Consider the following 22,839-nt stretch of genomic DNA (forward strand, 5'->3'; position numbering starts at 1 on the left):
GGGGGCGAGGGCGGGCTCCGCCGGCGGCCGCGGTCCCGTGCGGGGGAACGTCACCGAAGGCGCCACGAGGGACCGGTCCGCCCTAGATTGGGAGCCGATGCCCCACTGTCGCTCGGCGCCCTGACCCGAAGGTCCCGGGGCCGGAAGGAGACCGGCCCATGGCTGCCGACCGTCTGGTTCTCATCGCCCACGCCGGTGACGTGGGCCGCAGGGCACTCGGGCAACTGCGCGCCCTGGATGTGCCGGTGCGTGCGCTGGTCCGCCATGACGACGAGCGTGCGGCCGGGCTGCGCGCGCTCGGCGCGGAGGTGGTCATCGGCGATCTGACCCGGCCCGAGAGCGTCGCGCCGGCGCTGGAGGGGGTCGGGCGGATGTACTTCGCCATGCCGGTGTCCCCGGACCACCTGCTGGCGGCGACCGTGGTGGCCACGGTGGCGCGTGAGTACGGCGGCCTTGACGGCCTGGTCGGCATGTCGCAGATGACGGTGTCGCAGATGACCGCCACCAGCGTCGGCGAGTCGCGGCAGCAGCGGCTGCACTGGCTGGCGGAGCAGGTGCTGAACTGGTCGGGCCTGCCGGTGGTGCACATCAGACCGACCGCGTTCCTCGACAATCCGCTGTTCACGACGCTGGCGGCGCGGTCGATCCGGGCGCGCGGCACGATCGAGCTGCCCTTCGGCACCGGGCGCACGTCACCGGTCGCCGCGGCCGACGTGGCCCGGGTGGTCGCGACCGTGCTGCGCGACCCGGCCCCGCACGTCGGGCACGTCTACGAGCTGACCGGGCCGCGCACGCTCGACATGACGCAGATCGCCGAGGAGTTCTCCCGGGCGCTGGGCCGCCCGGTCTCCTATGTGGACGTTCCGCTCGACCGGTGGCGGGCCGAGGTGCTGGCGCGGGCGGGCCTGCCGGCGCACACCGAGCAGCACATCGCCACCATGGCCCGGCTGCACCGGGAGAACCGCTACGACCGCGCGTCCGACGACGTCGCGCGCGTCACCGGCGTACCCGCCGAGACCGTGGAGGCGTTCGTGTCCGCCCGCAAGGACTTCTACCTGGGCCCGGGTCCCGCCGACCCGAACGGCCGGCCGTAGCACGGCGCCGCGGGATTCCCGGCAACCGGAACACAACAGGTCCCGTCCCCCGATGTCCGGGGGACGGGACCTGATCCGAGCGCCGGGCAGGCCTTGCACCTGCATTTCCCCGCAGGAAGCGGGACGTCTTTCCTTGGACCACCAACGCACCACGGGCGAAGCGGTGTTGACCGCCGCGCTCAAGATCGACCATACCCCACCCGCGCACCGGCGGACCACTCCGGCCGGACCGCTTGACACGTTCCCCGGACCGCTTGACACGTTTCTGTCGCTGTTGTGCATGTTTCTCGTGTGGCGGGATACCCGGAAAGGGCCCGATGTGCCGAGCGACAGCCGCGGCGGCGTGACTCCCTGCCTTCCGGGCCGCCGTGGCGTTCTGCAAGGAGCCGAACATGACCGACGAACTCCGCGGCCACAAGGTCGCCTTCCTCGCCACCGACGGGGTCGAGCGGGTCGAACTCGAACAGCCCCGCGGCGCCCTGCACGGCGTCGGGGCCGACACCGAACTACTCTCCCTCCACGACGGCGAGATCAGCGCACGTCAGATGGACATCGATCCCGCGGGCACGTTCACGGTCGACCGGAAGGTCGCCGACGCCTCCGTCGGCGACTACGACGCACTGGTCCTCCCGGGCGGCACCATGAACCCCGACCAGCTGCGCATGGACCCGGCCGCCGTGGCCTTCGTCAAGGCGTTCATGGAGAGCGGCAAACCGATCGCCACCATCTGCCACGGTCCCTGGACCCTCGCCGAGGCGAACGTGCTGCGCGGCCGGCGCGTCACCTCCTGGCCCAGCATCCGCACCGACCTGCGCAACGCCGGCGCCGAGGTCCTCGACGAGGAGGTCGTCGTCGACGGGCGGCTCATCTCCAGCCGTAGCCCCAGGGACCTGCCCGCGTTCTGCAACACGGTCATCGACGAATTCGCCAAGGCGATGCGGCCGGCCTGGGACCCGACGGTGGAACGCTGACGCCCCTCCGTGCCGTCGCCGCCGCCCCCACCGCGCCGGCTCAGGGGGTGGAGGTCTCCTGCTCGCGCAGCGCCTGCTCGACGGCGTCCCGCACCCGGGCGTCCTCGCGCTGCTTGCGCTTGGCGCGGGCGCGGCGCGCGAGCACCAGCCAGGTGGTGACGGCCGCGGCGAGCACGAGGACGATCAGCAGCAGCGTCCAGGGCACGGCCCAGCCGCCCGCGGTGGCCTCGACCTGCTTGAGCGGGCTGGTGGAGCCCGACGCGTCGGTGAGCAGCGGCGTGAGGGTCGCGGTCGCGGTCAGCCGGAACGCGGGCGCCACGTCGTGCACGGGCACCGACACCTTCCAGCTCTCGCCGGGCAGCAGCTCGGGCGGCGCGGCGATCGCGCCCGCGTCGGCGCGCAGCCAGCCGAACGGCCCGGACAGCGAGGCCGTCTGACGGGCCGACAGAATGGCGTTGCCGGTGTTGTGGATCGTGTAGCTGACGGTGGCGTCGCCCTTGGCGAACGGGTTGAGGGTGCCGTCGTAGCGCACCTGGAGGTTCTCGATCTCCAGGCGCGGCTTGAGTTCGCCGCTGACGCGCAGCTTGACCCGGATGCCCAGGCGGCGGTCCACATTGATGCCCGCGGCGTCGTCGGGCTGCTTCAGGGAGGTCAGGATGCCGCCCACGTAGTCGCCGGGGGTGGCGTTGTCGGGGACGGTGACGCTGAAGGGGACCCGGACGGTCCTGCCGGGCCGGACCACGACGCTGTCGCGGCCGGCGTGCACCCAGGCGCCGACGCCGACGGACTTCTTGTCCCTGGTGAGCAGGTCGAGCTGGCCCGCGTCGGTGGTGAAGCCGTCGGCGGCGTAGACGGTCAGGGTGAGCGGGTCCTTGCCGCGGTTGGCGACGACCATGGCGTCGTCGATCCGGCCGCCCGGGTTGACCCCGTAGCCGAAGCTGGACCGGTCGGAGCCGTAGCTGTTCGGGGCCGTGCGGACGGTCCAGGTGACGTCGCCGACGGCGGCCTGGGCGGGGACGGCGAGCGGCCCGGCGAACACGAGGGCCGCGAGCAGGGCCAGGACGGCGGTACGGAGGGCGGCGACGGTGGTCTTCCGGCGCGGGGTGGGCGCGTGCATCTGGGGTCCTCGGGCGGTCTGGGCGGGTCCGGTCGGGCGGGGGATGGGGGCGGGCACCGGACGGTGCTCGCCCCCACGGGTGGAACGGGTCCGGTCAGCTGCTCAGCGCAGTGATCGTGAGGGTGGCGCGGTAGGTGCCCTTGTTGACGCTGCCCGGGATCTTCAGGTCCAGGTCGGCGCCCAGCTTGGCCTTGCCCTTGGCGTGGCCCTGCTCGGCCGAGGCCAGGCCGCGCGAGACGGACAGACCCTGGCCGTTGTCGTCGTAGCCGGAGGCCACCGATCCGCTGGCCTTGGCGCCGGCGCCGTCCTGGAGCACGTTCGGCGTCCAGCCGAGGTAGGCGCCGGAGAACGACTTGTCGGCGTCCTTGAAGTCGGTCACGTTCGCCGAGATCGACCACGGGGCGAGCGAGCGGCGGCTGTCCGACACGAGGATCGGGTTGATCTTGCCGTTCGCCTGGAAGTACTCGCCGTCGTGTTCCTTCGCGGTGCCGAGATCCACCAGGCCGTTGTAGCCGTCGATGGTCCAGCCGAACTCGCCCGGAGCCGCCTCGGGCACGTCGACCTGAAGGTCCTGCCCGTTGCCGTGGTACGGGTGCACGGTGACCTTGTCGACGACCGAGCCCACCGGCTTGCCCTCGGGGGTGTTGGTGCAGTTGACCTGCCCCAGCTCCACCGCGGCGTTGGGCGCCTGGCAGGTGCCGCTGCGCAGGTTCTCGACGACGAGCTTGTCGTTGCGCACGCCGACCTTGACGTAGCTGCGGACGTGCTCCTGGTTCTGGGTCGAGTTGTACCAGTAGCTGTCCGGGTTCAGCGGGTCGGCGCCGTTGCCGGCACCGCTGGTGGCGCTGCTGTCCGGCTTGGTGATGTCGTAGTACTTCGAGCCGGACGCCGAGTTCGACGTCACGTACAGGACACCGCCGGGGCCGGGGTAGACGTCAGCGGCACCGGGCTGCTCGTCCGGGTTCTCCTTCTGACCGTTCTTGATCAGGTAGCTACGGGAGTAGCTGTGGTCGTGACCCTGGAGCACCAGGTCCACACCGAGCTTGGAGAACGTTGTCGGGAAGTCGGTGCGGCGCACCTTGTTGTCGTTGTCCTTGGCGTGCGCGGCCGGCGAGTAGATCGCGTGGTGGTAGACGAGTACCTTCCACTTGGCCTCGGAGCCGTGCTTGTTGATGACGTCGGTGACGTAGTTGATGTGCGCCGCGTCGCCGCCGCCGCCCTGGGAGGTGGCGTAGCTGTTGCTGTTCAGGTCGATGAACAGCGTGTCCTTGTAGATGAACCAGTAGTCACCGCCGGACGTGTTGGACGTCGGGTTCCCGTTGGAGTAGTACGGGGCCGAGCGGTCGGTGTTCGGCGTGTACAGGTGCTGCTCGTAGGCCTTGCCGCCGACGTCGTGGTTGCCGATGGTGGCCGCCCACGGGTACTGGCGCAGCTTGTCGGGCGCGAGGAAGGCGTTCCACTGGGACTCGGTGTTGGCGGTCTCCACCTGGTCGCCGCCCGACACGAGCAGTTCGGCGTCCGGGTTGGCGCCCAGCGACACGTCCAGGGTGTCCTGCCAGCCGGCCTGGTCCTTCGCGATGTTGCCGGACGAGCCGATCTGCGGGTCGCCGTAGAACAGGAAGTCGTAGTTGCCCTCGAAGTCCTGCGTCTTGAACGAGTACGTCGCCGACCAGTTGCCGTCGCCGCCGACCCGGTAGGAGTACGCCGTGTGCTCCTTCAGACCGGTGATCGTCGCGTGGCGGTTGTAGCCGCCGCTGGTGGCGATGTTCGCGCCGCCGGTGGCGTCGAAGACGGCGGCGTCGGCCGGGAACTCGCCGTTCGCGAGCTGCGCGGTCGGGACGAGCTGCACCTTCTGGGCGGTGTCGTCAGCCGAGTACCAGGTCACGGTGCGCTGCGACTCGTTGGCGCCCACACCGAGGATGATGCCGCTGAGCGTGGTGGACTCGGCGGCACTGGCGGGGGACGCCAGGCCGTTGCCGAAGGCCACGGCCACACCCAGGAATGCCGCTGCGGTCCCGGTGGCCACGCGGCGCCGCGCAGGCCCCGAAGCCTGCGTGGAGGGTCTCAATCTCTTCAATTTCGTTCCTTTGGTGCACGGAGTGCATGAATGGACGCAAAGAAGGTCTCTCCATTGGGTAAACCAGCCCTAAATGCGATCTTGGAAATTGTTGAACTTCCCGAAGACCCGAGGCTCTTCGGCCAAGGTCGGCTCAGCCGCCGAACACCCGCTGGACGAACCACACCAGGCCCAGCACGGCCACCCCCGCCGAGACCGCACCGGTCAGCCAGAGCCCGGCCACCGGTGCCCGGCCGCGCACCACGGCCAGCAGCGGGAACACCACGGCGATGATCGCCAACTGCACCGCTTCGATGCCGACGTTGAACACCAGCAGGGACCACAGCAGGGTCCATGACCACGCCTCGTGGATGCCGAGCGCGCCCGCGAAACCGAGGCCGTGTACGAGACCGAAACAGAACACGACGGCGAGCCGGATCCAGCCCGCGCGGTCCAGCCCCAGGCGCCCGAGCCCGACGGCCTCGACCTCGGCGGCGCGGCCCCGGCTCCGCCACATCCGCCACAGGTACCAGCCGGCCACCACGGCGATGGACAGTGCGATGACCGGCTCCACGATCCGACTCGGCACATCGACCGCGCCGAGCGCGGCGAGCAGGAACGTCACCGAGTGCGCCAGGGTGAAGCTGGTGGCGGCCAGTACGATCTCGCGCAGCCGCCGTGACCCGGCGATCAGCGCCAGCAGGAACAGGATGTGGTCGATGCCGCCCAGCAGATGTTCCGCCCCGAGGCGGAAGAACTCCCAGAACCGTTCGTACCAGGACTGGCCGAGCGAGAAGGAGGGATGCGCGGCGTCGAGCGCGGCGCTGCCCGAACGCCCGTCGAGGTCGTATGTGATGATCGTCTTGGTGTCGCGGACGTAGCCCTCACTGTCGGGGAACAACCCGCTGCGCACCACGGGATCGCCGTCCGCGGGGCAGGCCCAGTCGAGCGTCAGACGGGCGTACGGCACCCCTTCCTGCCGGCTCATCGTGAACGCGCCCTGCCGGGATGGGGTGCAGGTCCGGCTGCCCGAGCCGACCGAGAAACGTCGGGTGACATAGCCGACCGCCGACCGGGTGTGCGCGTTCAGCGCCGCGGCCTGCCCCTCGGTGTCACCGGCGTCGAACGCGGCGGTTCCCGCCTGGAAGAGGGGATCGTCCCGCTCGGCGTCGGCGGCGGAGACGACGAGGAGGTCGTACTCGAGCTCCAGCGTCGTCCGGATACGGCCCTCGTCGCCGGCGCCGATCCGGACGTACACGGTGGAGGTGAACCCGTGGGCGAGCGCGGGCTGTACGGCGCTCAGCAGGGCGATCACCGCCGCGATGACCCCGATGACGGCGCGGCGGGCGTGTCGTGACATGTGGCTCCTTCAGGTTGCCCGTGCACGCTCCACTTCATGGGTGAACTTGTCCCGCCCTGGTGGCGAATCATGGAAGAACAACCTTTCGACAAGCCCATTTCGGACAGGTCCGGCGGGTGTCGGCATATGAGGATGTGGAGGCACCAGCAGCCACCACCTGGAGGACGATCGCCTTGCGCACCCCGTTCAGAGCCGCCGCCCTGGCCGCGGCCGTCGCCCTGGCCGCCGGATGCAGCTCCGGCGACGACTGGTCACGGCCGCACGCGAGCCCGACCGCCGTCGGCACGCTCGGTGCGGGGTTCACCGATCCGTCCGCCCCGCCCACCCCCGAGGCGACCGTCACCCCGCGGCCCGGCTCCTGGAACGGCGTGCACCCGCCGAAGGGCTACCGCGTGGTCCTGGTCACCGCGGGAGACGACCGCCCGACCAGGACCCTGGTGGCAGCGGTGAAGGGCTGGGCCGAGACCGAGCACGTCGACCTCCGGACGGTGGTCGCCGAGCATCCGGCCGACCTGCTGCCGAGCGTCACCAAGTCCCTCGAGATGGGCCCGGATCTCGTCGTCAGCGCCGGAAACGACCTGATCGACCCGCTCGCCACCGTCACCCCCCACCACCTCTCGCAGCAGTTCCTCGTCGTGGGCGCCGAACTGGCCGAACCCACCCACAACGTCACCTCGGTCGACTGGTCCGGTGCCTCCTTCCGCGGCGAGGGCCTCGGGATGTCCTCGACCTACGACCCCGCCTCCTTCACCGAGGCACGCTGCGCCGCCGCGATCAGGGCGGGCGCCGCGGCGGTCCTGAACGACCTCACCGGCATCGTCGTCTGGCTCGACAACCACTGAACGCTCCGCTGGGAGCGCGTCAGGCGTGCGGGACGCGGGCCCGGTTCAGCGCGAAGCGCTCGGCGTGCCGGACCTGGTGAGGGACGCGAGCGGCAGCGCCGACGCCCGGATTCCGCAGGTACGGCCGGCCCGTCGACGTTTGCAGCGCGGCGCCCCTCTCGTAGGCGGCGCACAGGTGTGCCTCGCGGCCCGGGTGATCCGCCGACGCCGTCGCGTCGCGCGGCGACGGGGCGAGTGCCCCGGCCGAGGACAGCCGACCGAACGCGCTACCTACCGCTTGCGGTAACGGGCGTACCGGCGCTCCGGCAGCAGGCGCGGCGCATCGGGTCCCGCGGCAGCCGGACGGCCACCGCCCCCGAGCCGATCCCGTCACCGGCCCCGCACAGCACTCGCTGCCGCCGCGCGTCGGCAGATGCCGGCAGAACTGCTCCGGATGCCCGGTCGGCGTGTGCCGCAGCGAGGCAACGGCGCCGCCGGTGGTCGCGGCAGAGTCCCGCCACGCGTCGACAACCGATGCCACCGGCGGATGGATCACGAAGGGCCCCGACTGGAGTTCTTCTCGACGGCCGAGGGCCGCAGCCGGCACGGCCCCGGAATCCGTCGCACCCCTCCGGGACCGCGTGGGCGTGTCGCCGGTGGCGGTCGTGGGGTTCGTCAGGTGGTGGGTGATGTTTTTGCCACGATGACCGTGGTGTCGGCCCGGGTCAGGGCGGTGCGTAGTTCCGCCGGGCACGGCTCGTCGGTGATGAGGGTGTCGAAGCCGCTCAGTTCGCACACGCGGTGCGCGGCGGTGCGGCCGAACTTGCTCGCGTCGGCCAGCACATAGCGGTGCGAGGCGTTGCCCAGCATGGCCCGCTTGGTGGCGACTTCGTCGAGGTGGAAGTCGGTGAGCCCGTAGGGGGCGATGCCACCGGATCCCACGAACACGGCGTCCGCGCGCAGATTGCCGAAGAACTCCACGGCCTGGGCGTTGGAGCAGGCGAGGTCGCCTGGGCGCAGTCGGCCGCCGCTGACCAGGACCTCCACCCGGGGTCGGGTGCTGACCTCCGCGGCCACCAGCAGGGACGGCGTGGCGATGACGCCCGCATGATCGGCGGGCAGGGCGCGGGCCACTTCCAGCGCGGTGGTGCCGACGTCGATCACGACGATCTGGTCCGGCTCGATGAGCGCCGCCGCCGCCCGGCCGATGGCCTCCTTCTCGGCGGCCAGGGTCCCGCTGCGCTCGCTGAAGGACGCCTCCTCGCCGACGGGGGCCTGCGGGCTGGTCGCGCCGCCGTGCACCCGGGCGAGTTCGCCCCGCCGCTCCAGCAGCGCGAGGTCCCTGCGGACCGTTTCGTGAGAGACGCCCAGCAACGTGGTCAGATCGTCGGTGGTGACGAACTTGAGCCGGGCGATCTCGGCGACGATTCTGCGGTGGCGCTCGGCGGCGAGCACACCCCACCTCCCTGAGTGACCGTTTCTGTGGATCTGTGACTGCATTCTACGGGCCCGGCCCATGGCCCCGTCTCCCACGTCCAGAGGGTCACCTCGGATGTCCTCGCGGTTACCCGGATCCCAACCCTTGACGCCGTACGGGCAAAGGTCCACACTTCCAGTACCTTACGGTCAATAACCCACAGGATCGGTCACCGTCGCGCGCGCCGTCGCGGCCCGCCGCACCCGGCAGGCAGGCCCCCAGCAGACCCCGCACCCGGGGCCCGCCCGCAAGCCGACCGTGTTCGGTTCACCACGTCCACTGGCTCTCGCATCCACCGCGGGGCACTCTTGAGCAGGGAAACGAGTCATGGCAGACACAGACACAGGTCCCGAGGGACCGAGAGCAGACGGCCCGGGCGCCGGTGAGCGCGCACAGCACATGGCACGAGAACTCGGCTGGTACGCCTCCTTCTCCGTGGCCTTCGGCTTCGTCTCCATCGCCACCGGCATCTTCACCACGTACGGCTCGGTGCTCGCCACCTCCGGCCCGCGGGGCATCTGGGCCTGGCCGATCTCCGTGATCGGCCAGCTGTCCATCGCCCTCGTCTTCGGCGCCCTCGCGGCCCGCATCCCGATCAGCGGCTACTCGTACCAGTGGGTGTCGCGCATCGTGGGCCCGGTCTGGGGCTGGATCATGGGCTGGATCTCGTTCGCCTTCCTGGGCGTGGTCCTGATCGCCGTGGACTACACGATCGCCTCCACCATCCTCCCGGAGCTGTTCCGCTACGTCGGCACCACACAGAACGCCTGGGTCATCACGGCCGGTGTGGTCCTGCTCCAGTCCGTCCTGGTCGCCGCCTCCACGCGCACCACCCACCGGGTCAACAACACCGCCGTGACCGTGCAGCTCGTCGGCATGATCGCCCTGACCGTGCTGCTGTTCGCGGTGGGCGCCTTCACCGGCAAGCTGGACTTCGCCCACCTCTTCGACACCGGGAACGTCCCGGAGAGCGGCTACTACGCGCTGGGCGGCGCCACCCACGCCGGGCCCTTCGCCCTCGCCTTCCTGCTGGGCGCGTTCACCATCGTCGGATTCGAATCGGCCGCCAACCTGGCCGAGGAGACCAAGAACCCGGCCCGCGTCATCCCCAAGGCGATGGTCCAGGCCGTGCTCTCGCTGGGCGTGCTGGGCTTCCTGTTCCTCGTCGCGGTCACCGCCGCGGCCGGCCGGATCGACGGGGTCGGCGCCTCGGCGACGCCGGTGGCCACCGTGATCACCGCCGTACTGGGCTCGGTCGTCGGCAAGATCCTGCTGGTCCTGGTCGTCGTCTCGATCTTCTCCTGCGGCCTGGTGATCACCCTGAGCGGCACCCGCCTGGTGTACGCCATGTCACGCGACGAGCGCTTCCCCGGCTGGCAGCTGCTCAAGCGGATCGACCGGCGCACGGCCACCCCGCTGAACGCCTCCGTGTTCATGATGCTGATCGCGCAGATCATCCTCGCGGTCTTCTCCCGCTCCACCGACGCGCTGTTCCAGCTGTTCTCCGCCGGCACCCTGCTGCCCGCCCTCATCTACGCCGGCACCGTCGCCATGTACGCGGCCAAGCGGCGCTCGCTGCCCGCCTCCCAGGGGTTCTCCCTGGGCCGCTGGGAGATCCCGGTCCTCGTCGTCGCCGCCGTCTGGCTGGTGTACGAGCTGCTGATCTTCCGCGACGCCTCCTTCCGCGCCCCCTGGACCTATGTACTGGTCCTGTTCGCGATCGGCGCCGTCTACGTCGCCGGGCTGCTCGTGCGGCGCGGACGCGACGGCCTCACCATGCCCGACATGGCCGACGTCGACCGGGCACTCGACACCGCCGACACCGGGCCGAAGCCCGCCGACGCCACGGCCTGAGGGGGCGCACGATGACCGCGATCCTCGCCATCGACCAGGGCACCTCCGGTACGAAGGCCATCGTCGTCGACGACGAGGAGGGCACCGTCGCCATCGCCGAGGAGACCATCCGCCCCCGCTATCTGCCGGGCGGCGGCGTCGAACAGGACCCGCAGGAACTCCTCGACTCCGTCCTCGACGCCGGCCGCCGTGCGGTGCAGGAGGCCGGCCGCCCGATCGACTGCGTCGCCCTGGCCAACCAGGGCGAGACGGTCCTCGCCTGGGACCCGGCCACCGGAGCACCCCTGACCCAGGCGATCGTGTGGCAGGACCGGCGCGCCGAAGGCATCTGCGCCGAACTCGCCGACCACGCCACGGACCTCGCCCGGCGCACCGGCCTCGTCCTCGACCCGTACTTCTCCGCACCCAAGATGGCCTGGCTGCGCCGCAACCTCACCCGCGACGGGGTGGTGACGACCACCGACACCTGGCTGGTGCACCGGCTCACCGGCGAGTTCGTCACCGACGCGACCACCGCGAGCCGCTCGCTCCTCCTCGACCTGGACAGCGCCGCCTGGGACCCGGGGCTCGCCGACCTGTTCGGGCTCGGCGCCGAGCGGCTGCCGCGGATCGCCGCCTGCGACGAGATCGTCGGCACCACCCGCGCGTTCGGCCCACGGATTCCGGTGGCCGGACTGGTCGTGGACCAGCAGGCCGCCCTGGTCGCGGAGGGCTGCCTGGAACCGGGCACCGCCAAGTGCACCTACGGCACCGGCGCGTTCCTGCTCGCCAACACCGGGCTCAACCCCGTGCGTTCCAGCGCCGGTCTGACCACGTCGGTGGCCTGGCAGGCGGCCGGACAGACCCCGTACTGCGTGGACGGCCAGGTCTACACCGTCGCCTCCGCGGTGCGCTGGCTGCAGGACCTCGGCCTCCTCGGGGCCGCCACCGACCTGGACGCGCTGGTCGCGGCCGACGCGGAAGGCGTGCTGTGCGTGCCCGCCTTCGCCGGCCTCGCCGCACCCTGGTGGGCGCCACAGGCCACCGCGTCCTTCACCGGCATGACCCTGGCCACCCGCCGCGAACACCTCGTCCTGGCCGTGCTCCAGGGCATCGCCGCGCAGGTCGCCGCGCTGGGCGCGCTGGTCGCGGGCGACCTGGGCCGGCCCCTGACCCGGCTGCGCGCGGACGGCGGACTGACCCACTCGGCCGCCCTGATGCAGGCCCAGGCCGACATCGCCCAGATCCCCGTCGACATCTACCCGTACGCCCATGCCACCCCGCTGGGCGCGGCGGCCCTGGCCCGCTGCGCCCTCGACCCCGCGCTCACCCTCAAAGATGCCGTCGGCGACTGGCGGCCGACCACCGTCCACGAACCCCGCTGGTCCGCCGACCGGGCCGAGGAGTTCCGCACCACATGGGCGCAGGCCGCAACGGCCCGCGCCGCCAAGGGAGATCACTCATGACCGCCACCCCCCACCGTCCCCACGACGGCGTCTTCGACGTCGCGGTGATCGGCGGAGGCATCGTCGGCGCGGCGATCGCACGCGAACTGTCCGGCTGCGACGTCTCCGTCGCACTGCTCGAAGCCCGCGACGACGTGGGCGACGGAACGAGCAAGGCCAACACCGCGATCCTGCACACCGGTTTCGACGCGAAACCCGGCACACTCGAATCCCGCCTGGTGGCCCGCGGCTACCAGCTGCTGAGCGCCTACGCCAAGGCCACCGGCATCCCCGTCGAGCACACCGGAGCCGTCCTGGTGGCCTGGAACGACGAGGAACTCGCCGCGCTGCCCGCGCTGAAGGAGAAGGCCGAGGCCAACGGCTACGCGCACGGCCGCATCATCGACGCCGACGAGATCTACCGTGTCCTTCCCGACCTCGGCGAGGGCGCGCTCGGCGGACTGACCGTCCCCGACGAATCCATCATCTGCACCTGGACCACCAATCTCGCCCTGGCCACCGACGCCCGGCAACGCGGCACCACGATCCTGCTCGACCACGCCGTGACCGGAGTCGACCAGGACGACGAGACGACCGTCCTGCACACACCGGCCGGCGAGGTGCGGACCCGCTGGGTCGTCAACGCCGCCGGGCTGGGCGCCGACCACATCGACCGGCTCCTCGGCCACGACCGCTTCACCGTCACCCCCCGCCGCGGCGAGCTGTTCGTCTTCGACAAGCTCACCCGCCCCATGGTCGACAAGATCGTCCTGCCGGTGCCGACCTCCCGCGGCAAGGGCGTCCTGATCTCCCCGACCATCTACGGCAATGTGATGCTCGGCCCGACCGCCGAAGACCTCACCGACCGCACCGACACCGCCACCTCCGAGGACGGCTTCGACTTCCTGCTCAGCAAGGGCGAACGCCTCATGCCGCGACTGCTGGCCGAAGAGGTCACCGCCAGCTACGCGGGCCTGCGCGCCGCGATCGACCACCCCGACTACCTCATCGAGGCCACACCCGAGCAGCGGTACCTCCTCGTCGGCGGCATCCGCTCCACCGGTCTGACCGCCGGCATCGCCATCGCCGAACACGCCCGCACCCTCCTCGAAGCGGCCGGGCTGACCCTGCGCACCCGGAGCGACCTGCCCGACCCCCCGCGGATGCCGAACCTCGGCGAGGCATCCCCGCGCCCCTACCAGGACGCCGACCTCATCGCCCGCGACCCCGCGTACGGCACCGTCGTCTGCTTCTGCGAACGCGTCACCGAAGGCGAGATCCGCGACGCCTGCCACGCCACCCTGCCCGCCCGCAGCCTGGAGGGGCTGCGCCGGCGCACCCGCGCCATGAACGGCCGCTGCCAGGGGTTCTTCTGCGGCGCGGCCGTCGCCGCACTGCACGCACAGCACCAGACCCACGACGGCTGCGCCAGCCAGCACAAGGACCACCGATGACCGAGCCGCACCTGATCACACCCGACGTCCTCGTCATCGGCGGCGGACCCGCCGGACTGACCGCCGCGACCGAACTCGCCGACCGGGCCGCAGGACATGTCCTCGTCGTCGACCGGGAACCGGCCGCAGGCGGCATCCCCCGGCACAGCGACCACACCGGCTACGGGCTGCGCGACCTGCACCGCGTCCTGACCGGCCCCGCCTACGCCCGCCACCTCGTCCGGCAGGCGACCCGGGCCGGCGCCGAGATCCGCACCCGCACCATGGTCACCGGCTGGGCCGACGACCACACCGTCGACGTCACCAGCCCCGAAGGCCGCTACCGGATCCGCCCGCGGTCCATCGTGCTGGCCACCGGCGCCCGGGAACGCCCGCGCACCGCACGCCGCATCCCCGGCGACCGCCCGCACGGCGTCTACACCACCGGCCAACTGCAGAACCTCGTCCACCTCCACCACCGGCCCGTCGGCGAACGGGCCGTCATCGTCGGCGGGGAACTGGTCAGCTGGTCCGCGGTCGTCACCCTGCGCGAAGCGGGCTGCACCCCCGCCCTGATGATCAGCCAGTACCCGAAGGCGGAGTCCTACGCCGCCTTCAACGCGGCCGGCCGCACCCTGCTGCGGGTCCCCGTCGCCACCCGCAGCCGTGTCACCCGCATCATCGGCAAGGGCCGCTGCCAGGCCGTCGAGCTGGAACACCTCGACACCGGCCGACGGCGCACCGTCGCCTGCGACACCGTCGTCTTCACCGGCGACTGGATCCCCGACCACGAACTCGCCCGCGCGGCCGGCATCGCCCTCGACGCGGGCACCCTCGGCCCGCTCACCGACACCGCCCTGCGCACCAGCCGTCCCGGCGTGTTCGCCGCCGGCAACCTGCTGCACCCCGTCGACACCGCCGATGTCGCCGCCCTCGACGGCCGGCACGTCGCCCAGCAGGTCATCGGGCATCTGCACGGCATGCCCCGCCCGGCCGACGGGGTCCGGCTGGTCGCCGACGCCCCGTTCCGCTGGGTCGCCCCCCAGATCCTCCGACCCGGCGACCCGGCGCCCGCACGGGGCCGACTGCTGCTGTGGACCGACGAATTCGTCCGCTTCCCGCAGGTGACCGTCCGTCAGGACGGGCGGGTCCTCGCCCGCCGCACCCTCACCTGGCCGGCCGCCCCCGGCCGCGTCTTCCGCGTACCCTCCGGCCTGCTCACCGGCGTGTCGCCCACCGGCGGCCCGGTCCGCATCGGGCTCCGCTGAGCGCTCAGCCGGAAGGGCCGTGACGCGCCGTCGGCCGGCTGCGGCGGCATCGTGACCGGTCGCGTCTCAGGTGCGCGGACGTCGCTCGACCCGCTCAGGGGGAAGCGGGCCGCGCCAGGGGAGTGGAGCCACAGGTGGCGGCGGGGCCCGGCGGGCCCCGCCGCCGTCGCCGTTCGCCGATCCGGCACCGCGACGGTCGGCGGTACGGGTGTGGCGGTCACCGGTCCGGGGGCGGCGCGTCCGGACCGGCGGGCGGATCGGCCGCGGCGTCGGCGTAGCGGCGTGCCAGGAGCGCGAAGGCGTCCCGCAGTTCGGGCGGGCCGACGACCCGGACGTCGGCGTCGAACCTGCCGACGGCGGCGGCCAGCCCGGGCCACGACCACGCGCCCAGGAGGAGCCGGCAGCGGTCCGGGCCCAGTTCCTCGACTATGCCGTCGCGGCTGTATGTGGACACCACGGAGGCGGGCAGGTCGAGGATCACCTCGCCGTGGCACGGCCGGCCGCCGGCGCCGTCGGAGCCCTGGAACCGGCCGGCGACGAACGCGGCCACATCGCCTCCGGGCAGTTCGCGCGGGCTGAACCGGGGCCCGGTGGGGGTACGCGGGGCCAGCCGGTCGACGCGGAAGGTGCGCCAGTCGTCCCGGTCCAGGTCCCAGGCGACGAGATACCAGCGGCCACCCCAGGTGACCAGGTGATACGGCTCCGCCCTGCGCGGCGGCGGCACGGCGTGCCCGGTCTCGGAGGCCGTGGGCCCGGAGACCGGTGAGTAGTCGAAGCGCAGCACCTCGCGGTCCCGGACGGCGGTACTGAGCGCCACCAGCACCTGCGGGTCGACCTGCGGGTTCGGCCGGGCGCCCACCCGCTCGACGGCGGTGACCTCCATGGCGTCGACCCGATGGCGCAACCGGGCCGGCATCACCTGCCGGACGGTCTGCAGCGCCCGCGCCGCCGCCTCCTCGATCCCGGCACCGGTCGTGGCGGCGGTGCGCAGCGCGACGGCCAGGGCCACGGCCTGGTCGTCGTCGAACAGCAGCGGCGGCAGCCGGCTGCCCGCCCCGAGCCGGTAGCCCCCGTCGGGCCCCTTGCTGGCCACGATCGGGTAGCCGAGCTCCCGCAGGCGGTCGACGTCGCGGCGCACGGTGCGCGCGCTGACCGCCAACCGCTCGGCCAGCAGCTGCCCCGGCCAGTCCCGGCGGGCCTGAAGCAGCGAGAGCAGGGACAGCAACCGTGCCGAGGTCTTCTGCATGACACCCATCCTGCCGGGAGAAGCGGCCACAACCTGTCCGCTTCCGCTGCGACTGTGGTGGGCGTCGGACAACGAGAACGACCAGAAGGACCGATCACCGTGAACGCCATGAGCACCACCCCCACGACGCCCGGCCGCGAGCGGACCGACCTGCTCACCGCACTCGCCGCCGCGCGCTCCGCCCTGACCGGGACGGCACGCGGGCTCACCGACGAACAGGCCGGCGAGCGGCCGACGGTCAGCGACCTGTGCCTGGGCGGGCTGATCAAGCACGTCACCTCCGTCGAGGAGGCATGGCTGCGCTTCGTCCTCGACGGCCCTTCGGCGATGCGCTTCGACCTGCCCGACGGTGTCACCTGGGCCGACCTCGCGGCCGGCACCGCCCGGGAGGTCCCGCAGTGGGCCATCGACCGGCAGGGCGAGTTCCGGATGCAGCCCGGCGAGACCCTGGCCGGGATCATCGAGCGCTACGAGCGGGTCGCCGCCCGCAGCGAGGAGATCATCGTGACCGTCCCCGACCTGTCGGCGGCACATCCGCTGCCGGAGGCCCCCTGGAACGAGCCGGGAGCGTCGTGGAGCGTGCGCCGGGTGCTGACCCACGTCATCGCCGAGACCGCGCAGCACGCCGGGCACGCGGACATCCTGCGCGAGGCGCTGGACGGTCAGAAGTCGAGCTGACCACCGGCCCCCCGCACACCGGCCCACCGCCGCGGCCCGGTCCACGGGACCTACGGCTCCCCGCGTGTGGTGGCGAAGTGTCTGCGGTAGTGGGTCGGGGTGGTGCCCAGGTGGCGGGCGAAGACGCGGCGGAGGGTCTCGTCGGTGCCGAGTCCGCTGTGCCGTGCGGCCGAGGTGACGCTGTGCCCTTCGAGGAGCAGCTGCTGGGCGCGGTCCAGGCGGACCCGCTCGACCCAGCGCGCGGGTGTGGTGCCCAGTTCGGCGCGGAACAGCCGGGCCAGGTGCCGAGGGCTGATGGCGGCGGATGCGGCCATGGCGGGCAGGCTGTGGTCGGCGGCCGGATCGGCGAGCACGGACGCGATCAATGTGCGCAGCAGGTCACTGTGGGCGGGCGGGGTGGTCAGGGCCGTGGAGAACTGTGACTGCCCGCCGGGCCGCTGCATGAACACCACCAGTTCGCGCGCGATGTCCCGCGCCGCGTCGGCGCCGTGGTCGTCCTCCACCAGGGCGAGGGCGAGATCGATGCCCGCGCTGATGCCCGCGGAGGTGACATAGCGCCCGTCGCGGATGTGGATGGCGTCCGGCTCGACCCGTACACGGGGATAGCGGAGAGCGAGCGCGGCCGCGTGCCGCCAGTGTGTCGTCGCGCGGCGGCCGTCGAGCAGACCCAGTTCCGCCAGGACGAAGGCGCCGGTGCACACGGAGGCGACGCGGGGCGCCCGCGCGGTGAGGATGCGGGCCGCGGCCAGCAGCCCGTCCTCGATCGGCTGCGCGGCCAGCCGGTCGCCGCCGGCCACCACGACCGTGTCGACCGCGCCCGCGTCGGCCGCCCGGACCGTGCCGGTCAGCGCCGGCCCCGCGGAGGTGGTGACCGTCCCGCCGCGCGGGGAGACCAGCACCAGCTCATAGCGGGGAGCGAGCCGACCCGCCTGATGGAGCACCTCCGAGGGGCCGCTGACATCAAGCATGGTCACCCCCTCGAAGACCAGGAAGCCAACCCGATGCGACATGTCCGAATCCGTGGTTTCCCCGGCAGTAGTGACCTGGCCCAGCCTACGCCGTCGACGAACCCCAAAGGCAGATCACCGATCCGGCCGGACGACCGGCCCGCACCACCGGGCCGCCGTCAGCCGTCAGCCGTCAGCCGTCCGGCCGTGCCGCTTTGTGCGTGCCGGGCTGTCCAACCGCGCAAGATCTCTTTACGGTGGATGCCTGACGGGCCCGTTGAGGCGCCGCACGATGAAGGGGGAGTGGTGGAAGCCGAGTTGGCGGCGCTCGCGGCATCGGGGGCGACGACTCTGGTCGGGTTGATGGTGTCGGAGTCGTGGGAGCAGGCGAAGACGCGGCTGGCCCGCCTCCTCGGCCGGCGCGGTGCGACCGGCTCCACCGAGGAGGAACTGCGGCGGGCCGAGCAGACGCTGGCGACCGCGCGCTCCACCCACGACGACGAAGCCGAGAGCCGGCTGCGCGGCGCATGGCAGACGCGCATCCTCGACATTCTCACCACCGATCCCGACCGCGGCGAGGAACTGCTGCGACTGCTGTCGGAACTGGCGCCGCCCGGCACCCCCACCATGGTCAGCTCGATCTCCGGCGGCACCCATCACGGTCCCGTCTTCCAGGGCTCCGCCATCTACGGCGGCGTCACCTTCCACGTCCGGACCCCCGCCGAGCGCGACCTGCGGATCAAACCCGACCAAGTGCCCGCGGTGACCGCCCGGTTCATCAACCGCTCCGCCGAACTCGCCCGGCTGGACGAGGCGTTGGGCGCCACCGGCGACGGGCCGCGGCAGCCCGTGACGCTCGGCGTGGTGCACGGCCTGTCCGGCATCGGCAAGTCCGCGCTGGCCCGCTGGTGGGCGCACAAGGAACACGCACGCTTCCCCGACGGCCAGCTCTATGTGGACTTCGCACCCCTGAAGGGCGATGCGGCGACTCCGGACGCGGCGGGCGGAGACGTCTCCGAGGCCATGGCCATGGTGCTGCGCGGACTGCACGTCGCCGACGAGTTCATGCCCGCATCGCTGGCCGAACGGACCAACCTGCTGCGCTCCCGCTCCGCGGGGCAACGGCTGCTCGTGGTGCTGGACGGGGTCGACCAGCCCGCGCAGGTCCGCCCGTTCATCCCCAAGGGGCCGGGCAGCGCGGTGCTGGTCACCAGCCACCGCCGCCTGGGCGAACTCGCCCTGGACGGTGCCCGGCTGATCGATGTGCGTCCGCTCGACACCGACGGCGGACGGGCGCTCCTGGCGGACCTGTGCGGCCAGCACACTGTCGACAGCGAGCGGGCGGCCGCCGCCCGCCTGGTCCAGCTGTGTTCCGGACTGCCGGTGGCCCTGCGGATCGTCGCCGCCCGCCTGTCGAGCGACGACGGCATGACCCTGGCATCGCTGGCCGCGGAACTGGACGACGAGACCGGCCGGCTCGCCGGGCTGTCCCTGGAGGGTGAGGAGCTGTCCATGTCCGCGGCACTCGGGCCGTCTTACCGGCTGCTGGCACCGGAGGCGGCGCGGCTGTACCGGCTGCTGGGCCTGCTGCCGGCCGGCCCCGTCGACGCCGCGGTCGCCGCGGCCGCCGCCGGCACCGATCTCGCGGGCGCGCAGCGGCTGCTGCGCGTGCTCGCCACCGCCCATCTGGTGGAGACCACGCCCGACGGCCGCCACCGCATGCCCGACCTGGTCCGCCTGCACGCCCGCGAGCAGGCCGCGGAGCGGGAGACCGCCGAAGAGCACACGGCGGTGACACGACGGGTGGCCACCCACTACCTGGCCCTGACCGCATTCGCCGACCGCGCCGTGAAACGCAACCGGCTGCGCATCGCCCCGCTGTCGCCGCTGCTGGACCAGGCCGTCGACCCGTTCACCGCGCCCGGCGGACCCGATCCCCTGGAGTGGCTGGACGCCGAACGCACCATGATCCTTGCGGTGCTGCGCGAGGCCGCCCGGAACGGGCTGCACGACCTCGTGTGGCCGCTGGCCGAGGCCTTCACCGTGCTGTTCCTGCACCGCCGTTACCTCGGCGCATGGAAGGAATCACTGGAACTGGGCGTCGCCGCGGCCGGGGCCGCCGGGGCATCGGCCGGCACGGCGGCGCAGGTCGAACAGGCCGCGGCCGCCGAGGCCCGGCTGCGCAGCCTGCTGTCCCGGCCGTTGATGGACCTCGGCGAGTACGCCGCGGCCCACACCGAACTGGAAACCGCCGTCGCCCGTGCCGACGTGACCGGCAACCTCGTCCTGCGGGCCTCGGTCCAGGAGTTCCTCGGCCGGTACCTGGACGTGGCCGAACCGGACCGGGCGGTCGAGGCCTACCAGCGCTCCCTGAGCCTCAACAGCCGCGCCGGGGAACCCCGCGGCGCCGCCATCGCCGCCTTCTTCCTCGGCTGCGCCCAGGACGCCCGAGGCGACCACGCGCAGGCCCTGGCGACCCTGCTCCGGGCCCGTGCGGACCTGCTGTCCGGCGGCGAACCCGATCCGCGGATGGCTGCCCGGGTGACGGCCGCCATCGGTACGGTCCACGCCCACCTGGGGGACACCGAAGCGGCCGTCGCCGCACTGAGCGAGGCGGCCGGCGAACTGCGCCGACAGCAGGCCGGCCACTACGAGGCCCAGGCCCTCACCCGGCTCGCCGACCTCGTCCAGCCCACCGGCCGCACCGCCGAAGTGCGCCGTTGGCTCACTCGCGCCCTCGCCGTCCACACCGCCAACGGCAGCCCCGAGGCGCAGGAGCTGCAACGGAGGCTGAACGCCCTGGACACCGAGACCTGAACCGGCCGAGGACGGCGGGCCGAGACTCGCGACCGGGCCGTGACCGGGGGAGGGAACCGGGGGTGTCACGGGCCCGGTTCACCCGGCGGGAACCGGTCGGAGCCGCAGCGCGACGTCCTCCTCCCGCCCCCGGTCGCCGACGCGCATCGTCACCACCGCGCCGTCCACGTCCACGCCACCCCGTAGACAGGTGTAGACGACCGCGGCCGGCAGGCCGGCATCCACGGGCGGTCCCGTCACCACGGCCTCCACCATCCGGCCGTCCCGCAGCCCGACCAGAACACCGCCGCCGCGCACGGCCGCGGCTGTCATCAGGCACCCCGGCCACCGTGCGAGCGTCCGCCTGATCCAGCGCACCGCCTCCACCGCGCGGTCAGCGGGGTGCCGGCGGAGCACCACCGAGGCGCTCTCCGTCAGCCGGCTGTCCCGCTCGTCGTCCGCGCACGCCAGATGCGCGAAGCGCACCGGCGTCTCGGTGGCCGCCGCGGGGGTGCCCAGCACGGCCGGGAAGCGGCACACCCCGACCACCGGCTCCCCGTCATCGGCCGCCAACGCCGTGGTCACCAGCCAGGACGTGACCTCCGCACCCGGAGGATCGGCCACCGGCACCGACCGCACCGACGGAGCAGCCGCGTCCGGTTCCGGGAGCCGCAGCAGGTGATAGACGACCCTGCGCAGCCTGGTCAGGGCCTGCCCGCGCGCGGCGAAGGCCCGCTCCGCCACCGCCGCGTACCGGAGAGAGGAGTGGGAGCGCACCGCATCCTCGATCTGGCCGCGAAGATCGCCCGCCGGGTCGAGGCGGGGCGCGCGGGCCGCCAGATCCGCGACGGCGGTCCCCGCCACCGAGTCCCGGCCGAAGGCGCCGAGCAGCACCGGCGCACCCGCCGCGGCCCCGTACAGGGTGACCGACCCGTGGTCACCGATCACCACGTCGGCCGCGACCAGGGCGGACCGCCAGGCATGCACCGGGGGCACCAGTACCAGGCCCCCGGGCACGGCGTTCCCCAGCACGGTGCGCAGCTGCCAGGCGCCGTGTGCGGCCCACACATTGGGGTGGACCACCGCAGCGACCCGGTACTCGTCCCAGGGCAGCTCCGCCAGCAGGCGAGCGGGCAGCTCCGGGTGCCTGCCCAGCAGCGAGGTGGGCCCCCACGTCGAACTGACCAGCACCAGCCGGTGCTGTGCCGTGAGCCCCATGGCCGTCCGGTACGCCGTGCGCCGCGGCCGGCTGACCAGCAACTCGTCCAGGCACGGATCACCCACGAGCACGGTGTGCCCGGCGGTCTTGGGGTGTGCGGCGAGCAACTGCTGCTCCTGGGCCGGGTGCGACACGGCCAGCCAGGCGCGTCCCGCCTCCAGCAGCGCGTCGGGCACGACACCGGACAGCCGCTCCCCGGTACTGCGGGAATCCGGCACCTGTTTCTGGAAGCCCACGCCGTGCGGCAGTACCAGCACCGGGCAGTCGCCCTCCGGCACCTCGATGTTCTCGCTCGCCGTCAGAATGAGGTCGGGGGAGATCTCCGCAAGCTGCTCCCACGGCATGACCCGGCACCCGGCCTGGTGGAGAAGGTCGAGTACGCCGGCGTTGAAGGCCGAGGTGGGGTCGTGGGCGAACACCACGGTCACGCGCCCGTCGCCGTCCAGTACGGCGGGCAGCGACTCCAGGATCCGTACGGTCGAGGTGACGGTGCGTGCGGCCACCACCAGCGTCCGTTCGCTCCGGAAGGTGCTCCACCGGGACGCGTCATGCCCGACCGGCACGCGCAGGGGTGAACTACCGAACACCGCAGTCACCCCGGGCAGCCATGCCGCTCGGCGCTCGCGGCGCGCGGCGGTGCGGGCTCAGCGCATCTCAACGTGGGTGGCAACCCTTCCCCTGGCGGCAGGCACGCGACCGGAACACAGACACAGGTACAGGGACACGGTAACGAATCACCCCGAGGCACACGATCGATCGCGGGCCCGCCGTGGCGTCAGCCGACCGGTGAACACCTCGGCCGACGAGCCGGCGCCGGTGGAGCAGGGCCGGTCGGCGAGGCCTTCCGGGCAGGTGGTCGCCTCTCTCGCGCACGCCCTGCAGCTGACCACCACCGAGCGTGACCACCTCTACCGCATGGCCGGGCTGCTCCCGCCGAACGACGGTCCGATCCCCGATCGCGTCCCGCCCGGCGTCCAGCGGGTAGACGATCGCGCATCCCACGGTCGGGGCGGTGGAGGTGGACTGCGACGTCCTGACCGACGGCGACTCCGAGTTCAAGATCGTGATCCTGACGGCG

16 protein-coding genes are annotated in these 22,839 nt (G+C 72.6%); 9 read left to right on the plus strand and 7 right to left on the minus strand.

The window, feature by feature from the left end:
* The first annotated feature begins 158 nt into the window (after positions 1 to 158).
* Positions 159 to 1,094, plus strand: a complete 936-nt coding sequence (locus CTZ28_RS31615; RefSeq protein WP_121893141.1) for an NmrA family NAD(P)-binding protein — start codon at positions 159 to 161, stop codon at positions 1,092 to 1,094.
* 392 nt (positions 1,095 to 1,486) lie between these two features.
* The gene (locus CTZ28_RS31620) at positions 1,487 to 2,065 is read left to right on the plus strand and encodes a type 1 glutamine amidotransferase domain-containing protein (RefSeq protein WP_121893142.1); all 579 of its coding nucleotides are present in this window, start codon (positions 1,487 to 1,489) and stop codon (positions 2,063 to 2,065) included.
* Between the two features lie 40 nt (positions 2,066 to 2,105).
* On the opposite strand, the gene CTZ28_RS31625 is transcribed toward CTZ28_RS31620, so the two are convergent.
* The 3 genes from CTZ28_RS31625 to CTZ28_RS31635 form a co-directional block, all read right to left on the minus strand.
* A complete protein-coding gene (locus CTZ28_RS31625) occupies positions 2,106 to 3,182 on the minus strand; it encodes a WxL protein peptidoglycan domain-containing protein (protein WP_121893143.1) in 1,077 nt (358 codons plus the stop codon).
* A gap of 94 nt (positions 3,183 to 3,276) precedes the next feature.
* Positions 3,277 to 5,208: a fibronectin type III domain-containing protein gene (locus tag CTZ28_RS31630; protein ID WP_183154682.1), complete on the minus strand. Its 1,932-nt coding sequence runs from the start codon at positions 5,206 to 5,208 to the stop codon at positions 3,277 to 3,279.
* A 184-nt stretch (positions 5,209 to 5,392) separates the two neighbouring features.
* Complete coding sequence (locus tag CTZ28_RS31635; protein ID WP_121893145.1) at positions 5,393 to 6,598, minus strand: HupE/UreJ family protein; 1,206 nt, start codon at positions 6,596 to 6,598, stop codon at positions 5,393 to 5,395.
* A 173-nt stretch (positions 6,599 to 6,771) separates the two neighbouring features.
* Here CTZ28_RS31635 and CTZ28_RS31640 point away from each other — a divergent pair, with 173 nt between their 5' ends.
* Positions 6,772 to 7,440 (plus strand): type 1 periplasmic-binding domain-containing protein, encoded by a 669-nt coding sequence (locus CTZ28_RS31640; RefSeq protein ID WP_121893146.1) that lies wholly within the window; start codon positions 6,772 to 6,774, stop codon positions 7,438 to 7,440.
* A 654-nt stretch (positions 7,441 to 8,094) separates the two neighbouring features.
* Here the strand turns inward: CTZ28_RS31640 and CTZ28_RS31645 are convergent.
* Positions 8,095 to 8,874 (minus strand): DeoR/GlpR family DNA-binding transcription regulator, encoded by a 780-nt coding sequence (locus tag CTZ28_RS31645; RefSeq protein WP_121893147.1) that lies wholly within the window; start codon positions 8,872 to 8,874, stop codon positions 8,095 to 8,097.
* Positions 8,875 to 9,223: 349 nt separating this feature from the next.
* On the opposite strand from CTZ28_RS31645, the gene CTZ28_RS31650 reads away from it, so the two are divergent.
* Genes CTZ28_RS31650 through CTZ28_RS31665 form a run of 4 tightly spaced genes read left to right on the plus strand, consistent with a single transcriptional unit; the run spans position 9,224 to position 14,875 of the window.
* Positions 9,224 to 10,750, plus strand: coding sequence for an APC family permease (locus tag CTZ28_RS31650; protein ID WP_121893148.1), 1,527 nt, complete (start codon positions 9,224 to 9,226; stop codon positions 10,748 to 10,750).
* 11 nt (positions 10,751 to 10,761) lie between these two features.
* A complete protein-coding gene (locus CTZ28_RS31655) occupies positions 10,762 to 12,195 on the plus strand; it encodes an FGGY family carbohydrate kinase (RefSeq protein ID WP_121893149.1) in 1,434 nt (477 codons plus the stop codon).
* Complete coding sequence (locus CTZ28_RS31660) at positions 12,192 to 13,628, plus strand: NAD(P)/FAD-dependent oxidoreductase (protein ID WP_121893150.1); 1,437 nt, start codon at positions 12,192 to 12,194, stop codon at positions 13,626 to 13,628. The genes CTZ28_RS31655 and CTZ28_RS31660 overlap by 4 nt, the downstream gene beginning before the upstream one ends.
* Positions 13,625 to 14,875, plus strand: a complete 1,251-nt coding sequence (locus tag CTZ28_RS31665; protein WP_183154683.1) for an NAD(P)/FAD-dependent oxidoreductase — start codon at positions 13,625 to 13,627, stop codon at positions 14,873 to 14,875. Before CTZ28_RS31660 ends, CTZ28_RS31665 begins: the two co-directional genes overlap by 4 nt.
* A gap of 217 nt (positions 14,876 to 15,092) precedes the next feature.
* Here CTZ28_RS31665 and CTZ28_RS31670 read toward each other — a convergent pair whose 3' ends face one another.
* Complete coding sequence (locus CTZ28_RS31670; protein WP_183154684.1) at positions 15,093 to 16,121, minus strand: helix-turn-helix transcriptional regulator; 1,029 nt, start codon at positions 16,119 to 16,121, stop codon at positions 15,093 to 15,095.
* Positions 16,122 to 16,229: 108 nt separating this feature from the next.
* On the opposite strand from CTZ28_RS31670, the gene CTZ28_RS31675 reads away from it, so the two are divergent.
* On the plus strand, positions 16,230 to 16,799 hold the full coding sequence (locus CTZ28_RS31675; RefSeq protein WP_121893187.1) for a DinB family protein: 570 nt from the start codon (positions 16,230 to 16,232) through the stop codon (positions 16,797 to 16,799).
* 50 nt (positions 16,800 to 16,849) lie between these two features.
* Here CTZ28_RS31675 and CTZ28_RS31680 read toward each other — a convergent pair whose 3' ends face one another.
* Complete coding sequence (locus CTZ28_RS31680) at positions 16,850 to 17,809, minus strand: GlxA family transcriptional regulator (RefSeq protein WP_121893152.1); 960 nt, start codon at positions 17,807 to 17,809, stop codon at positions 16,850 to 16,852.
* Positions 17,810 to 18,052: 243 nt separating this feature from the next.
* Here CTZ28_RS31680 and CTZ28_RS31685 point away from each other — a divergent pair, with 243 nt between their 5' ends.
* Positions 18,053 to 20,563 (plus strand): NB-ARC domain-containing protein, encoded by a 2,511-nt coding sequence (locus CTZ28_RS31685; RefSeq protein ID WP_147481223.1) that lies wholly within the window; start codon positions 18,053 to 18,055, stop codon positions 20,561 to 20,563.
* A 78-nt stretch (positions 20,564 to 20,641) separates the two neighbouring features.
* On the opposite strand, the gene CTZ28_RS31690 is transcribed toward CTZ28_RS31685, so the two are convergent.
* Positions 20,642 to 22,267, minus strand: coding sequence for a hypothetical protein (locus CTZ28_RS31690; protein WP_259471915.1), 1,626 nt, complete (start codon positions 22,265 to 22,267; stop codon positions 20,642 to 20,644).
* Between the last annotated feature and the right edge of the window lie 572 nt (positions 22,268 to 22,839).

The sequence above is a fragment of the Streptomyces shenzhenensis genome (assembly GCF_003688995.1).
Lineage (GTDB): Bacteria > Actinomycetota > Actinomycetes > Streptomycetales > Streptomycetaceae > Streptomyces > Streptomyces shenzhenensis_A.

Excerpts from the sequence above, each read along its gene's own strand:
- CTZ28_RS31625 (WP_121893143.1), bottom strand. The coding sequence starts at position 3,182 with ATGCACGCGCCCACCCCGCGCCGGAAGACCACCGTCGCCGCCCTCCGT.
- CTZ28_RS31655 (WP_121893149.1), top strand. The coding sequence starts at position 10,762 with ATGACCGCGATCCTCGCCATCGACCAGGGCACCTCCGGTACGAAGGCC.
- CTZ28_RS31680 (WP_121893152.1), bottom strand. The coding sequence starts at position 17,809 with ATGTCGCATCGGGTTGGCTTCCTGGTCTTCGAGGGGGTGACCATGCTT.
- CTZ28_RS31660 (WP_121893150.1), top strand. The coding sequence starts at position 12,192 with ATGACCGCCACCCCCCACCGTCCCCACGACGGCGTCTTCGACGTCGCG.
- CTZ28_RS31620 (WP_121893142.1), top strand. The coding sequence starts at position 1,487 with ATGACCGACGAACTCCGCGGCCACAAGGTCGCCTTCCTCGCCACCGAC.
- CTZ28_RS31665 (WP_183154683.1), top strand. The coding sequence starts at position 13,625 with ATGACCGAGCCGCACCTGATCACACCCGACGTCCTCGTCATCGGCGGC.
- CTZ28_RS31615 (WP_121893141.1), top strand. The coding sequence starts at position 159 with ATGGCTGCCGACCGTCTGGTTCTCATCGCCCACGCCGGTGACGTGGGC.
- CTZ28_RS31675 (WP_121893187.1), top strand. The coding sequence starts at position 16,230 with ATGAGCACCACCCCCACGACGCCCGGCCGCGAGCGGACCGACCTGCTC.
- CTZ28_RS31670 (WP_183154684.1), bottom strand. The coding sequence starts at position 16,121 with ATGCAGAAGACCTCGGCACGGTTGCTGTCCCTGCTCTCGCTGCTTCAG.
- CTZ28_RS31635 (WP_121893145.1), bottom strand. The coding sequence starts at position 6,598 with ATGTCACGACACGCCCGCCGCGCCGTCATCGGGGTCATCGCGGCGGTG.
- CTZ28_RS31650 (WP_121893148.1), top strand. The coding sequence starts at position 9,224 with ATGGCAGACACAGACACAGGTCCCGAGGGACCGAGAGCAGACGGCCCG.